This is a genomic window from Yersinia sp. 22-579, from assembly GCF_030433455.1.
GTDB classification, from domain to species: domain Bacteria; phylum Pseudomonadota; class Gammaproteobacteria; order Enterobacterales; family Enterobacteriaceae; genus Yersinia; species Yersinia enterocolitica.
On the sequence record NZ_JAUJTZ010000019.1, the window covers coordinates 1 to 13,982 of the forward strand.

Sequence of the window (13,982 nt, forward strand, 5' to 3'; positions counted from 1 at the left end):
CGAAGGGTGAGGAACGAAGTGACGAGTAATCCTTCCCCCACCACCATCTATTAATTATTCACCATCTCCTCAGTAAACAACTCAATCAAAAAATAGCACCCATCGGGGGAAGGTAAGAACCTTCGACCAAGGTTCGCGCCGAGCGTAGCGAGATAACGACGCGCAGCGGCGGCCCGAAGGGTGAGGAACGAAGTGACGAGTAATCCTTCCCCCACCACCATCTATTAATTATTCACCATCTCCTCAGTAAATAACTCAATCAAAAAATAGCACCCATCAGGGGAAGGTAAGAACCTTCGACCAAGGTTCGCGCCGAGCGTAGCGAGACAACGACGCGCAGCGGCGGCCCGAAGGGCGAGGAACGAAGTGACGAGTAATCCTTCCCCCACCACCATCTATTAATAATTCACCATCTCCTCAATAAATAACTCAATCAAAAAATAGTACCCATAGGGGGAAGGTAAGAACCTTCGACCAAGGTTCGCGCTGAGCATAGCGAGATAACGACGCGCGGCGGCGGCCCGAGGGTGAGGAACAACGTGACAAGCAATCCTTCCCCCACCACCTTCTGTGCAGAGTACATCCTCCATCATATATTCATATGTAAATATAAAATCCCAGAAAATATTTAAATAAAATCACTACAAATCAATAGATAACAATCAACTCGGTTGATAATAGATTAACGATGTGACATTTTCACACCAGAGTATGTATATAATCAATTAACCTATTAAGTACACTTGAATGTGATCTTGATTTGTAGAAATACAATTTATTTTCTTCTTGAAAGTTTGTTAAATCTATAAAATCCAATTTTGAATCGCCATTAAAATCATCCATAATAGAATCTGTAATACAGATATATCGGCCGGAGTAGATGAAATTCAAGCAACAAGCCAGGTTGTCTACCTGCCTCACATTCACTTTACTATATTGTTTTTTAACGCATTCCTCCAGATATTTGACAAACTTACTTCTATATAACATCGGATTACACAGCCAAATATTATTATGAAGAATACTTATAATGTCAGAACTCTCATTAAGTATGTCTTTTCTACCATAAATACCAAATCCACTATCCGGAACTTCATTCAGTAGCATAAATCTGTCACTGCTGACTTTTTCAGATGAAAGGATAAGTGAATTCCCATCATAGTCTCCAATCTCATCAATATTTTCATAATGAAACTTTATTATATTAGCCTGTATATTGTTTTTTTCTGCCACTCTATATAATTTCGTCAATTTTTCACTTTTTCCCCAGTCGTAATAAATGTTGATGATATTGGAAACGTGACCTGTGAGATGTTTTTTAGTGATTTCTTTTTCTTGTTGATATAAATCTTTTAGATCATTATATAAAACCTCTCCATCTCGCGTTAAACTCATGCCAAATTTTTCTCGTTTGAATAACTTTTTCCCTATTATGCTCTCGAAGTCTTTTATCGACTTCGCAACAGGCGGTGTAGTCCTGTTCATTACTCTTGCCGCCTTACTCAGCGAGCCATTTTCTACTACGGCCATAAAGGCCTCCAACTTACGAGATAGAAACATAATTCACCAATCCTTTGCTTTGCGTCAAAAATTATCAGAAAAAAAAGACAAGCATGCCTACGTATATAATGCCAACTGTAGATATTGTTTATATATATAATAAAAAAAACACCAGTGGGTTTGGAATAATTTATAAATATATTATAATAAGCTATTACTGCGTAGACACTAACGACGTAAAGTTGCATGTTTTGCAATCAAAGTTTTGGCGATTTAGTGTATTGCCGCCTTAACATTGCAAATATTTTTAACAGAGTTTTAAATGTAGATCTATGATATCAAATAACTATTTTTTATTCTTCTCGTGACAAAATCAGTTAACGCTTTATCAGAGAAAAAATAGAAATGCCTATAGCATTTACCGCCAAAAAAAATTAAGTGGAATGGGTTGCTAGCAAGGAAATGCTTTAAATCATTTACACCAATAGAGTGATTAAGTTAAATCGATAGATATTTATAATGTTTCAACTATAAAAGAATATAACTTATTTTTTTGTCAGAAAAAACATGGTCGCCTGGCAAGATAAAATTTAATTTTATCTAAAATTAGGGTGTGAATAATACATGTAGCACGCCGTTTAATTAACAATCCGAGATACTGCGATAAACTCATGTGAAATATAAAAATATTTATAGGGTTATTTTGACTTTTGTCGGTAAAAGTATTTTATTATCTATTCTCTGCATCACCTATTACTTATTCTTTTGTTGTGCATTACATTTTTATTCGGCATCTGCTAATATTCGACATCATTTCTAGCGAATATACGGTGCTGACCATGAAGTTTGTCTCTTTTAATATCAATGGCCTACGTGCTCGACCTCATCAACTGGCTGCAATAATCGAACAACATCAACCTGATGTTATCGGGCTTCAAGAAACGAAAGTCCACGATGATATGTTCCCGCTTGAAGAGGTCAGCCAACATGGTTATCACGTCTTTTATCATGGGCAAAAAGGGCATTATGGCGTCGCACTATTAACCAGGAATGAACCTTTAGCGGTTCGTCGGGGCTTCCCTACAGATGAAGAAGATGCACAGCGCCGTATTATCATGGCCGATATTGCAACGCCACAAGGTCCCTTAACCGTGATTAATGGTTATTTTCCTCAAGGAGAAAGCCGTGACCACCCCATTAAGTTTCCTGCCAAAGAACGTTTTTATGCCGACTTACAACAGTATTTGGAGCAGCAACTTTCGGCTGATGCCCAGGTGCTGATTATGGGTGATTTAAATATCAGCCCAACCGATCTCGATATTGGCATTGGTGAAGATAGCCGCAAGCGTTGGCTACGTACCGGTAAATGCTCATTCTTGCCTGAAGAACGCGCATGGTTAGAGCGCCTGCAAAATTGGGGGTTAGTGGATACATTCCGTGCAGCAAACCCGGATTGTAATGACCAATTCTCATGGTTTGACTACCGTTCGCGTGGTTTTGACGAAAATAGAGGCTTGCGCATAGATTTATTACTGGCAAGCCGACCTCTGGCCGCACGCTGTATTGCCACTGGCATCGATTACGATATTAGAAGTATGGAGAAACCATCGGATCACGCCCCTGTGTGGTCTGAATTCGCGCTCTAATCACGCTTTACATTGAGGTAGCCCCTATTTATAGGGTTACCTCTTGGCGTGACACATAAACCAATGTAATCGGGCAAATAGAAAATGATTGATGTCGTTGCGGCAATTATAGAACGAAACGGTAAGATTTTATTGGCACAACGGGATTCACATCGCGATCAGGCAGGTTTGTGGGAATTCCCTGGGGGCAAAGTCGAAGCTGGAGAGAGTCAACCGCAAGCATTGATGCGTGAACTTGGCGAAGAATTAAATATTGATGCAATAATAGGCCAATATATTGCTACCAATCAATGGAACTCACAGCAACGCATCATCCGGTTACACGCCTGGCATATTGAAAACTTCAGTGGTGAGCCGGTGTTGCATTGTCACTCGGCTCTGGCGTGGCTAACACCAGAGGATGCTTATCGCTACCCTCTGGCCCCCGCTGACATCCCGTTATTAGATGCTTTTATCGAACAAAAACGGTAGTCCGTTATCTGGTTAATCTTTTCCAGATAAGTGGATTAGTCCCAACCACGTTGGGATCACGCACACATTGCAAAACTTCACCTTCAACCCGCAACACTGCACCTTCCGAGTAATTTTGATTTTGGTAAATGCAACAGCGTGTGCAAGGATTATTGTTGGTATTGCGATTTGATGAGTTATTCCAGACCTCTGGAGGCAAAGGAACAACGACATCAACATTATTCCTGTTTGCCAAAACCTGACCGGAAATAAGTGTGGCAAAACCAATACATCCCAGCATTACCCATGTTCTCATGACTTATTCTCCTTGGTTTTGGATGGCGTTTTCTTACGTTTTTTTATCGCCCCGGATGGGGCTGCTGGCAACCCACGAAAGACCTGAGGTGACCGATTTTGCTTTGCCTGACTGATTAAATCCTGCAATGTAGCCACCAGCGGTTGCATAAAATCCTGATAGCGACAGTTTTTCTCACTGATTTGTGTCAGCGTAGACTCCCAGTGCGCCGTCATATCCGGCCGTGCGGCAATATCAGGCAATGCATGAATCAATGCTCTTCCTGCTGGGCTGGCATGAATGTACCGACCTTTTTTAAACAAAAAAGTCCGTTTAAACAATAGCTCAATAATTCCGGCTCGTGTTGCTTCAGTCCCCAAACCATCAGTTGCACGTAACACTTTCTTCAGTTCTTTATCTTGCACAAAACGGGCTATACCCGTCATGGCTGATAATAAACTCGCATCAGTAAATGGCCGGGGCGGCTGAGTTTGACGCTCCACAACTTCACCGCGCTCACACAACAACTCGGCCCCCTTCTCAACCACTGGCAGTGGCGCGCCTTCATTCTCTTCATCTCGCTCTTTACTTCCAAGCAAGGTACGCCAACCCGCTTCGGCCAGAAAACGGGCTTTAGCAATAAACTTACCACCGGCAATATCCAGCTCAATAACGCATTTACGGAACTGTGCGTCAGGACAAAATTGCATCAGATATTGCTGCGCGACTAATCGATAAACCTTGCTCTCATCGGTGGTTAAATTCACTTTACTGGCCCGCGCCGTCGGGATAATCGCGTGGTGGGCATCGACTTTTTTATCATCCCAACAGCGGTTGCGCCTATCACTGTCCATTACATCCAGCGGTAAAAGATCAGCCTGATGGAGACTAATGGCATTGAGTACCGAATGACGCCCTGCGAAATGCTCTTCTGGTAGATATCGGCAATCCGAACGCGGATACGTAATCAATTTGTGCGTTTCATATAATCGCTGGCAAATATCCAGCACTTGCTGCGCACTTAGCCCGAATCGTTTGGCGGCTTCAATCTGCAAGGTAGATAGCGAGAATGGCAACGGGGCTGTTTCTGATTCCCGTTTATCATTATAGGAGGTAACAAGTGCAGGCTGACCCGCAATACGATTAACAACGTGTTCTGCTAATGGCCGGTGTAACAAGCGCCCTTCTTCATCCTGATAGGACTCACAAGAATCACTCGGCTGCCATAGTGCAATAAAGCGCTCATCAGCAGGCGTGACGATATGGGCTTTAACTTCAAAAAAATCTTTGGCAACAAAATCTTCTATTTCTTCATCGCGGCGCACCACCAGCCCTAACACCGGCGTTTGCACCCGACCGACCGACAACACGCCATCATAGCCCGCATTACGCCCAAGAATGGTATAGGCTCGAGTCATATTGATGCCATACAACCAGTCAGCTCTGGCTCGCGCTAATGCTGAGACACATAGCGGGATAAACTCACGGTTATAGCGCAGGCGCTCCACGGCACGCTCAACCGCTTGCGGGTTTAAGTCATTAATCAAACAACGCCGGACGTTTTGCCGTTTCTCTGCCGCCAAATCGAGATAATCCAATACCTCATCAACCAAAAGTTGCCCTTCACGGTCAGGGTCTCCCGCATGAATGACTTCATCAGCTTGTTGTAACAACTGTTTGATAACATTCAATTGTTTGCTCACTGAAGGGCGTGGCTGTAATCGCCATTTTTCAGGAATTATCGGTAAATCTGCCAGTGACCAACGCGCATAACGGCTATCGTAAGCATCAGGTTGAGCTTGTTCCAACAAGTGGCCCACACACCAGGTCACCATGTTGTCACTACCACAGGCAATGAATCCATCACCCCGTCGATGCGGCTTTGGCAAGATATCGGCTATCGCCCGTGCCAGACTCGGTTTTTCGGCAATAAAAAGTCGCATCATTCACCGCACTGATACATCAAATAAAAAGACAGCAAATAAAAGGTCATTCTGTAATCTCAATCAGTGCCCGGTCATTATCCACTACATTTAGTTCGCCAATAGCACTGAGCGTCATACCATGTTGAGCGGCTATTTCCTGCACTTGCGCCTCAGCATCAGGTAAAACAGCTAACAGCAAGCCACCTGATGTCTGTGGGTCGCAGAGTAAACTCTTCTGCAAATCGGACATTTTGCCAATCAGATGACCATAGCTGTCAAAGTTGCGGCCCGTTCCGCCCGGAACACAACCTGCGGCAATATACTCTTCTACTGCGGGTAAACGCGGGATAGACGAAAAATGTAATGTCGCTTGCACACCCGACCCCTGACAAATCTCACTGAGATGCCCTAACAGACCAAACCCGGTCACATCTGTCATAGCAGTGACCCCCGGTATATGGGCAAAGTCAGCGCCAGACTTATTCAGTTGACACATAGTTTCCGTAGCAACACCTTGGTGCTCTGGCCGTAATTGACTCTTCTTCTCAGCGGTAGTGAGGATACCAATTCCCAGCGGCTTGGTGAGAAACAGTTTGCAGCCCGCTTTAGCTGCACTGTTTTTCTTAACCTGCTCAGTGCTGACAATACCCGTGACAGCCAAACCGAAAATCGGTTCAGGCGCGTCAATGGAGTGCCCCCCTGCTAACGAAATTCCTGCCTGTTGGCAAACATATCGGCCGCCTTCGATAACTTGCCGGGCGACTTCAGGTGCCAGTTTATCAATTGGCCACCCCAATATCGCAATGGCCATAATCGGCTTGCCGCCCATAGCATAAACATCACTAATGGCATTAGTGGCAGCAATGCGCCCGAAGTCGAAAGGATCATCGACGATCGGCATAAAAAAATCGGTGGTGCTGATAATACCAACACCATTACCAATATCATAAACAGCTGCATCATCACGGGTTTCATTGCCCACCAGCAGGCGAGGATCAAGAAATTTTTGTTGCTCGGAATGTAAAATTTTATCCAATACTTTAGGCGAAATTTTACAACCGCAGCCCGCTCCGTGGCTGTATTGAGTAAGACGTATCGCTGGCGATGTCATAACACTCTCCCGTCTGGTGGTTCAGTAATAAGCCGTTTAAAGATATATATACCCTAAATAATTCGAGTTACAGGAAGGCGGCAAGCGAGAGAACCCGGTGAGCTTACATGAATAAGTGATTCGGGTAATTGAACGTAGCCAACACACATGGAACTTGAAGTATGACGGGTATATGTATCCAAGGTACCTATGGTAGCGTCTCTAGCTTAGCTTAGTAAGTAGAGAGCAGTGATTGGGCAGATAGGTTGGTCACAAAGCAGGCGAAAACGCAGCTTATTGCCGATAAAAGCAACAGGCCGCGTAGTATCGTGTAAGAAATAGCCGCTATATCTCAGAAATAACGCACAAAAGTCGAGTAATCGGGTGGTGTCACTTTGGTCGCTGATTTCAGCTGTGGGGTCCCAAGATACAGGAAACCGACAATTTCATCTTGTTCTCGGCAGGCAAAACCGTCACGGACAACCGGATGATGTGTCCAGGAACCGGTGCGCCAAATACCATTAAAACCCTGGGCCAGCGCAGCCATTTGCATGGCTTGCACCGCGCAACCAGCAGAAACGACCTGCTCCCAGTTTGGGACTTTAGGGTTTTCTGTAACATGCGCAATAACAGTAATAATCAAAGGCGCACGGAAAGGTGCCTGTTTGGCCTTCTCCAACACAGTTTCATCAGAGCCATCATGCTTGACCGCATCCTGTAGCAATTGGCTAAAACGTTGCAACCCCTCATCTTGAATTAAAACAAAGCGCCATGGCTGCAATGTGCCATGATCCGGAGCGCGCATTCCTGCGTGAATAATATGGTCTAATGCTTCGCCTGCTGGGGCTGGGGCAGCTAAGCGCGACGCCGAACGGCGATTAAGTAACAGTTCCAATGCATCCATCATTTTCTCCTGATAACGATTTTCATTTTCAACACGGTAGCATAAGTTGTCATTTTGTTACCAGTGTTGACCTAATAGCTAAGTTTCTCGATGATTTAAAGCTGACTTTTGTTCGTCAGGTCATTAGGATAACGATACTTGCCCGGTTTTGTTGGAGATAACATGCGCACTTTGTGGCGAATTATTGCTGGCTTTTTCAAGTGGACCTGGCGTCTGCTGAATTTTGCCAGAGAGTTTATTCTTAATCTTTTCCTGATACTGCTAATTTTGGTCGGTGTCGGTATTTACCTTCAGTTCCAAAGTAAACCGGCAGAACCGGTTAAAGGCGCACTGTTAGTGAATTTAAGCGGTGTCGTTGTCGATCAACCTGCGGTAAATAATAAATTGCGCCAGTGGGGGCGTGAGTTATTAGGGGCATCCAGCAATCGCCTACAGGAAAACTCCCTGTTTGATATTGTAGAAACCATTCGGTTAGCAAAAGCCGATAATAATATTACTGGCCTGGTGTTATCGCTGAGCGACTTCACCGGCGCTGATCAGCCTTCTCTGCAATATATTGGCAAAGCGCTGCGGGAATTCCGTGATAGCGGCAAGCCGATTTACGCTATTGGCGAAAGCTATAGTCAAAGTCAGTACTATTTAGCCAGCTTCGCCAATAAGATCTACCTGTCACCGCAAGGGACGGTCGCTCTGCATGGTTTTGCCAGCAATAATCTGTACTACAAATCACTATTGGAAAAACTCAAAGTTACCACCAATATCTTCCGCGTTGGCACCTATAAATCTGCTGTCGAACCGATGATTCGTGATGATATGTCCCCTGCTGCACGTGAGGCGGACACTCGCTGGATTGGTGGTTTATGGCAAAACTATTTGACTGCTGTTGCGGCTAACCGGCAATTAACCCCAGAACAATTGTTCCCAGGGGCGGCAGGTGTTGTCAGTGGATTGCAGGCCGCAGGTGGCTCTCAAGCACAATATGCCCTGTCGAGCAAATTGGTCGATCAACTCGCCACGCGCCCAGAGATGGAAAATGAGTTGGTTAAAGCCTTCGGCTGGGATAAGAAGAATAACGATTTCAACTATGTCAGCATTTATGACTACCAACCTACTCCGACTCCACAGCAAGGCGAACAAATAGCAGTGCTCTTTGCTAATGGTGCCATTATGGATGGGCCACAGACACCAGGGAATGTCGGTGGTGATGCTTTAGCCGCACAAATTCGCCAGGCGCGATTAGATCCGAAAATCAAGGCCGTTATCTTGCGGGTCAATAGCCCAGGTGGCAGCGTGAGTGCTTCTGAACTAATTCGCAATGAATTAGCCGCCTTACGTGCCGCTAATAAACCATTGGTGGTATCAATGGGCGGGATGGCAGCCTCTGGTGGTTATTGGATCTCAACACCGGCTAACTATATCATCGCTAACCCAAGCACCCTGACCGGCTCGATCGGTATTTTCGGTGTGATTAATACCTTCCAAAATACTTTGGAAAGTATCGGGGTGCATACCGATGGTGTGGCAACATCGCCACTGGCAAATGTTTCTGTGACCAAAGACCTGCCACCGGAGTTCTCTCAGATGATGCAGATCAATATCGAAAATGGTTACAAAACCTTTATTGATTTGGTGGCAACCGCTCGCCATAAAACACCAGAGCAAGTTGATCAAATTGCGCAAGGCCATGTTTGGATTGGTATAGATGCCAAAAATAATGGTCTGGTAGATCAACTGGGTGATTTTGACGATGCGGTTAAGAAAGTCGCGGAGCTGGCAAAACTGAAAACCTGGCAACTGAATTGGTTTGTTGATGAACCAAGCCTCAGTGATTTGATTTTCGGCCAAATGAGTGCGTCAGTACAGGCGATGTTACCTACTGCGATTCAAGCCTGGTTGCCCGCACCAATATCTGCTGTGGCACAAGCAGTAAAAGATCAGCCCAACTTAATGAATACGCTCAATGACCCACAGAATCGTTATGCGTTATGCCTAACTTGCGGTGATGTACGCTAGTAAATTAAGTAAATAGTAGATAAATACTCTGCCCGGCACCTGCCGGGCTTTTTTTCCTCGCCAGTCGCCCTATAATTCACCCATCTCATTTCACACCACCTTTCAGGCATATTGCTCATGCAGAAGAAATCTATTTATGTCGCCTATACTGGCGGGACTATTGGTATGCAACGCTCGGATAACGGATACATTCCGGTTTCCGGCCATCTACAGCGCCAGCTTGCGCTTATGCCTGAGTTCCATCGCCCGGAAATGCCGGATTTTACAATCCATGAATATGCCCCATTGATTGATTCCTCGGATATGACCCCGGAGGACTGGCAGCATATCGCCAATGATATTCAGCAAAATTACGATTTATATGATGGCTTTGTGATTTTGCACGGCACCGACACTATGGCTTTTACCGCCTCGGCGCTCTCTTTTATGTTGGAAAACCTGGCCAAACCGGTGATTGTCACTGGTTCGCAAATCCCACTGGCAGAGTTGCGTTCTGATGGGCAAACTAACTTGCTGAATGCTCTCTATCTGGCTGCCAACCACCCAGTCAATGAAGTCAGTTTGTTCTTTAATAACAAACTGTTTCGCGGCAATCGTACCACTAAAGCCCATGCTGATGGGTTTGATGCATTTGCTTCACCTAACCTCTCGGTGCTGCTCGAAGCCGGCATTCATATTCGCCGAATGGTCTCAGTAGAATCACCTATCAATAATGGCCCATTGATTGTTCATAACATCACCCCACAGCCGATTGGTGTAGTGACTATCTACCCAGGTATCTCTGGTGCTGTTGTGCGTAACTTCTTGTTACAGCCAGTAAAAGCGCTTATTTTACGCTCCTATGGTGTCGGCAACGCACCACAAAAAGCCGAATTATTGGATGAATTAAAAAATGCTAGTGAACGAGGCATTGTGGTGGTGAATCTGACGCAATGTATTTCTGGTAGAGTCAATATGGACGGATATGCCACCGGTAATGCATTGGCACATGCGGGGGTTATCAGCGGCTCTGATATGACCGTTGAAGCGGCGCTGACCAAACTGCACTATTTATTGAGTCAATCTCTATCTCCTGAAGAAATTCGCCGCTTAATGCAACAAAATCTGCGCGGTGAATTAACGGATACTAACTGATCGGGCGGAATGTGAATGAATGCAGCGCTGTTGTTAATTGATTTGCAGAATGATTTTTGCCCAGGTGGCGCATTAGCGGTTGCCAAGGGTGACGCGGTAATTGCCGTTGCAAATGAGGCTATTGCTACCTGTCTGGCTCACAAAATACCCATTATCGCCAGCCAGGATTGGCACCCCGCAGAGCACCGCAGCTTTGCTGTCAATTCGCAGGCAGAGCCTTGGACGATCGGTGATTTGGAAGGGTTAACCCAAGTGTGGTGGCCGGTGCATTGTGTTCAGAATTCAGTTGGAGCAGCTTTGCATCCAAAGTTGAATCAAGAGGTGATTACCCAGATTTTCCGTAAAGGTCAGGATCCGGATATCGACAGCTACAGTGCTTTTTTCGACAATGGACGGCGGGCAAAAACACCGCTGGATGCTTGGTTACAACAACAAGAGATCAATTGCCTGTTCGTTATGGGATTAGCAACAGATTACTGTGTGAAATACAGCGTGTTGGATGCATTAACATTAGGTTATAAAACATCCGTCATTAAAGATGGGTGCCGTGGCGTCAATTTGCAACCACAAGACAGCCAACTGGCTCTTGATACGATGAATGAAGCCGGAGCTAACATACAGTCGTTGGCGCAATTTATTGCTGAAGTAAAGCAACTGACAGCTCGCTGACTCGATAAGATAAACATCAACGGAGCCTCATCTGGCAGAGTTCAAACTGCTGACAAAGTTAAATGAAGGGGAATCGTGCCGTTGGGGTCGTAACGGCGTAAGCCGTCGGAGTGCCCCTAGGCGCGGTAACCCCTTCACTCCCTGAGTTATCAATAACTTTATTATTAACCTCACGGAGCCTCATCTGGCTCCGTTTTCCCTGTATCAAGCCTAAGTTGCTTAAACGATTACTCGGGCTTCAACTTAACCAGTGTCGGCTGACTGAATTGTTGCTTCAGCTCTTGCTTGGTTTTCATCACTATCTGGCCATCGGTGCCGATGCTCATATGTTGCGCATCCTTGTTGTGACGGGCCTGCCACAACATCACCATTTGCAGGCTGTTCTCTTTCTGTTCTGGCGTCAATGCCACACCATCCGGCCATTTACCTAACTCTACAGCCAGCATCAAACGTTGGTAGATTTCGGGCGTCATCACTGAAATCAGGTCTTCAAGCTCCATCAGAGCATCCTCAGTAAACGAATAATAAGCTGAATCGATTTTTCATTGACAAAATGGTCACAACAACCGGTATCTATCCGGGGATTTGTTCGCCATTTTGGTCATCAACAAAATTGAGTGAAGCCGAGTTCACGCAATAACGCTCCCCTGTTGGTTGCGGGCCATCAGGGAAGACATGCCCCAAATGCGCATCACAATGACCACAGCGAATTTCGACACGATGCATATTATGAGAATAATCATCAATATAGCGAATAGATTCAGCATCTAAAGGCTGATAGAAACTCGGCCAGCCACAGCCAGAATCAAACTTCGACTCTGAGATAAAAAGTGGCTGGTGACAGCACAAGCATTGGTATATCCCTTCGCGCTTGTTGTGCAGTAATTTGCCGCTAAAAGGCGCTTCCGTCCCCCGCTGTTGGGTGACATGCCGCTGAATATCGGTCAGTTTCTCAATATTTTCTGTAGGGTTCAGTTCTTTAGCCATTTGTGCGGTTCTCTGGCAGGGAATAAAGTCAACAAAAACAACGTCTAATAATAACAAAAAATTAACAACAAAGCAGTTAAAATTGTCCTAAACTGTATGCCATCGAAGCGGCAACAGTGTAAATGTGATAAAAATCGCAAATATTACTGATTCTCACTTTAAACTGAATAATTCGCCCCAATATAAAAATGAGGCTAATCGTATATGGAAACGCGTGATTAATGTTCGATCTACCCTGTCTGGTTTGATTTGTAGCAATAATTGACACGATTCCGCTTGACGCTCGGTAAGGTTTTTGTAATTTTACAACCAACCTTTTATTCACTAACAAATAGCTGGTGGAATATATGACTATCAAAGTAGGTATCAACGGTTTCGGCCGTATCGGTCGCATTGTTTTCCGTGCTGCTCAGGAACGTTCTGACATCGAAATCGTTGCAATCAACGATCTGTTGGACGCTGACTACATGGCATACATGCTGAAATACGACTCTACCCACGGTCGTTTCGACGGTACTGTAGAAGTAAAAGACGGCCACCTGGTTGTTAACGGTAAAACCATCCGTGTTACCGCAGAGAGAGATCCGGCTAACCTGAAGTGGAACGAAGTTAACGTTGACGTTGTTGCTGAAGCAACTGGCCTGTTCCTGACCGACGAAACTGCACGTAAGCACATTGCTGCTGGCGCGAAGAAAGTGGTTCTGACTGGTCCGTCTAAAGACGACACCCCTATGTTCGTTATGGGCGTTAACCATAAAGAATACGCAGGTCAGGAAATCGTTTCTAACGCTTCTTGTACTACTAACTGCCTGGCTCCACTGGCTAAAGTTATCAACGACAAGTTCGGTATCGTTGAAGCGCTGATGACCACTGTGCATGCAACTACCGCTACTCAGAAAACTGTTGATGGCCCGTCTCACAAAGACTGGCGCGGCGGCCGCGGCGCATCCCAGAACATCATCCCTTCTTCTACCGGTGCGGCTAAAGCAGTAGGTAAAGTTATCCCAGCACTGAACGGCAAACTGACTGGTATGGCGTTCCGCGTTCCTACTCCTAACGTTTCAGTTGTTGACCTGACTGCACGTCTGGAAAAACCAGCTTCTTACAAAGAAATCTGTGCTGCCATCAAAGCGGCTTCAGAAGGCGAGCTGAAAGGCGTTCTGGGTTACACCGAAGACGACGTTGTTTCTACCGATTTCAACGGCGAAAAACTGACTTCAGTATTCGATGCTAAAGCCGGTATCGCGCTGAATGACAACTTTGTGAAACTGGTTTCTTGGTACGATAACGAAACTGGCTACTCAAACAAAGTTCTGGACTTGATCTCTCACATCTCCAAATAATGGATTGATGTAGATTTCTGCCAAAA

Annotated in this window: 13 protein-coding genes and 3 other RNA genes; 9 read left to right on the forward strand and 7 right to left on the reverse strand. The window is 45.3% G+C overall.

What is annotated here, in order from left to right; all coding sequences use genetic code 11:
• The first annotated feature begins 92 nt into the window (after positions 1-92).
• The 3 genes from QSV56_RS19115 (at position 93) to QSV56_RS19125 (ending at position 567) form a co-directional block, all read left to right on the forward strand.
• Positions 93-220: non-coding RNA, RtT sRNA (locus tag QSV56_RS19115), on the forward strand.
• A 46-nt stretch (positions 221-266) separates the two neighbouring features.
• Positions 267-394, forward strand: a non-coding RNA gene (locus QSV56_RS19120) — RtT sRNA.
• A gap of 46 nt (positions 395-440) precedes the next feature.
• Positions 441-567: non-coding RNA, RtT sRNA (locus tag QSV56_RS19125), on the forward strand.
• A gap of 132 nt (positions 568-699) precedes the next feature.
• Here QSV56_RS19125 and ytxR read toward each other — a convergent pair.
• Positions 700-1,560: a LysR family transcriptional regulator YtxR gene (ytxR, locus tag QSV56_RS19130; RefSeq protein WP_019083186.1), complete on the reverse strand. Its 861-nt coding sequence runs from the start codon at positions 1,558-1,560 to the stop codon at positions 700-702.
• Positions 1,561-2,339: 779 nt separating this feature from the next.
• Between ytxR and xthA the strand changes: the two genes are divergently transcribed.
• Together xthA and QSV56_RS19140 are read left to right on the forward strand one after the other, a co-directional pair.
• A complete protein-coding gene (gene xthA / locus QSV56_RS19135) occupies positions 2,340-3,146 on the forward strand; it encodes an exodeoxyribonuclease III (RefSeq protein WP_019083187.1) in 807 nt (268 codons plus the stop codon).
• A gap of 84 nt (positions 3,147-3,230) precedes the next feature.
• Positions 3,231-3,617, forward strand: coding sequence for a pyrimidine (deoxy)nucleoside triphosphate diphosphatase (locus QSV56_RS19140; RefSeq protein ID WP_019079525.1), 387 nt, complete (start codon positions 3,231-3,233; stop codon positions 3,615-3,617).
• A 4-nt stretch (positions 3,618-3,621) separates the two neighbouring features.
• Here the strand turns inward: QSV56_RS19140 and QSV56_RS19145 are convergent, their stop codons facing one another.
• The 4 genes from QSV56_RS19145 to QSV56_RS19160 form a co-directional block, all read right to left on the reverse strand.
• On the reverse strand, positions 3,622-3,912 hold the full coding sequence (locus QSV56_RS19145; protein WP_011816424.1) for a DUF1496 domain-containing protein: 291 nt from the start codon (positions 3,910-3,912) through the stop codon (positions 3,622-3,624).
• Entirely contained in the window at positions 3,909-5,834 is a 1,926-nt protein-coding gene (locus QSV56_RS19150; protein ID WP_019079527.1) for a DNA topoisomerase III, read from the reverse strand. Before QSV56_RS19150 ends, QSV56_RS19145 begins: the two co-directional genes overlap by 4 nt.
• A 46-nt stretch (positions 5,835-5,880) precedes the next feature.
• Positions 5,881-6,927 (reverse strand): selenide, water dikinase SelD, encoded by a 1,047-nt coding sequence (gene selD, locus QSV56_RS19155; RefSeq protein ID WP_046694950.1) that lies wholly within the window; start codon positions 6,925-6,927, stop codon positions 5,881-5,883.
• 331 nt (positions 6,928-7,258) lie between these two features.
• Positions 7,259-7,810, reverse strand: a complete 552-nt coding sequence (locus QSV56_RS19160) for an NAD(P)H nitroreductase (RefSeq protein WP_046694949.1) — start codon at positions 7,808-7,810, stop codon at positions 7,259-7,261.
• A gap of 162 nt (positions 7,811-7,972) precedes the next feature.
• Here QSV56_RS19160 and sppA point away from each other — a divergent pair, with 162 nt between their 5' ends.
• From sppA to pncA, 3 genes are all read left to right on the forward strand, one after another.
• Positions 7,973-9,823, forward strand: coding sequence for a signal peptide peptidase SppA (sppA, locus tag QSV56_RS19165; protein WP_019083189.1), 1,851 nt, complete (start codon positions 7,973-7,975; stop codon positions 9,821-9,823).
• 117 nt (positions 9,824-9,940) lie between these two features.
• Positions 9,941-10,957: an asparaginase gene (gene ansA / locus QSV56_RS19170; RefSeq protein ID WP_019083190.1), complete on the forward strand. Its 1,017-nt coding sequence runs from the start codon at positions 9,941-9,943 to the stop codon at positions 10,955-10,957.
• A gap of 15 nt (positions 10,958-10,972) precedes the next feature.
• On the forward strand, positions 10,973-11,626 hold the full coding sequence (pncA, locus tag QSV56_RS19175) for a bifunctional nicotinamidase/pyrazinamidase (protein ID WP_219643768.1): 654 nt from the start codon (positions 10,973-10,975) through the stop codon (positions 11,624-11,626).
• A gap of 227 nt (positions 11,627-11,853) precedes the next feature.
• On the opposite strand, the gene QSV56_RS19180 is transcribed toward pncA, so the two are convergent.
• Positions 11,854-12,126: a YeaC family protein gene (locus QSV56_RS19180; protein ID WP_019079533.1), complete on the reverse strand. Its 273-nt coding sequence runs from the start codon at positions 12,124-12,126 to the stop codon at positions 11,854-11,856.
• A 73-nt stretch (positions 12,127-12,199) separates the two neighbouring features.
• Complete coding sequence (gene msrB, locus QSV56_RS19185) at positions 12,200-12,613, reverse strand: peptide-methionine (R)-S-oxide reductase MsrB (RefSeq protein ID WP_019079534.1); 414 nt, start codon at positions 12,611-12,613, stop codon at positions 12,200-12,202.
• A gap of 347 nt (positions 12,614-12,960) precedes the next feature.
• Between msrB and gapA the strand changes: the two genes are divergently transcribed.
• Complete coding sequence (gene gapA / locus QSV56_RS19190) at positions 12,961-13,956, forward strand: glyceraldehyde-3-phosphate dehydrogenase (protein ID WP_005162909.1); 996 nt, start codon at positions 12,961-12,963, stop codon at positions 13,954-13,956.
• Positions 13,957-13,982 lie beyond the last annotated feature (26 nt).

Coding starts and splice junctions, on each gene's coding strand:
- ytxR (WP_019083186.1), bottom strand. CDS start 1,560: ATGTTTCTATCTCGTAAGTTGGAGGCCTTTATGGCCGTAGTAGAAAAT.
- xthA (WP_019083187.1), top strand. CDS start 2,340: ATGAAGTTTGTCTCTTTTAATATCAATGGCCTACGTGCTCGACCTCAT.
- QSV56_RS19140 (WP_019079525.1), top strand. CDS start 3,231: ATGATTGATGTCGTTGCGGCAATTATAGAACGAAACGGTAAGATTTTA.
- QSV56_RS19145 (WP_011816424.1), bottom strand. CDS start 3,912: ATGAGAACATGGGTAATGCTGGGATGTATTGGTTTTGCCACACTTATT.
- QSV56_RS19150 (WP_019079527.1), bottom strand. CDS start 5,834: ATGCGACTTTTTATTGCCGAAAAACCGAGTCTGGCACGGGCGATAGCC.
- selD (WP_046694950.1), bottom strand. CDS start 6,927: ATGACATCGCCAGCGATACGTCTTACTCAATACAGCCACGGAGCGGGC.
- QSV56_RS19160 (WP_046694949.1), bottom strand. CDS start 7,810: ATGGATGCATTGGAACTGTTACTTAATCGCCGTTCGGCGTCGCGCTTA.
- sppA (WP_019083189.1), top strand. CDS start 7,973: ATGCGCACTTTGTGGCGAATTATTGCTGGCTTTTTCAAGTGGACCTGG.
- ansA (WP_019083190.1), top strand. CDS start 9,941: ATGCAGAAGAAATCTATTTATGTCGCCTATACTGGCGGGACTATTGGT.
- pncA (WP_219643768.1), top strand. CDS start 10,973: ATGAATGCAGCGCTGTTGTTAATTGATTTGCAGAATGATTTTTGCCCA.
- QSV56_RS19180 (WP_019079533.1), bottom strand. CDS start 12,126: ATGGAGCTTGAAGACCTGATTTCAGTGATGACGCCCGAAATCTACCAA.
- msrB (WP_019079534.1), bottom strand. CDS start 12,613: ATGGCTAAAGAACTGAACCCTACAGAAAATATTGAGAAACTGACCGAT.
- gapA (WP_005162909.1), top strand. CDS start 12,961: ATGACTATCAAAGTAGGTATCAACGGTTTCGGCCGTATCGGTCGCATT.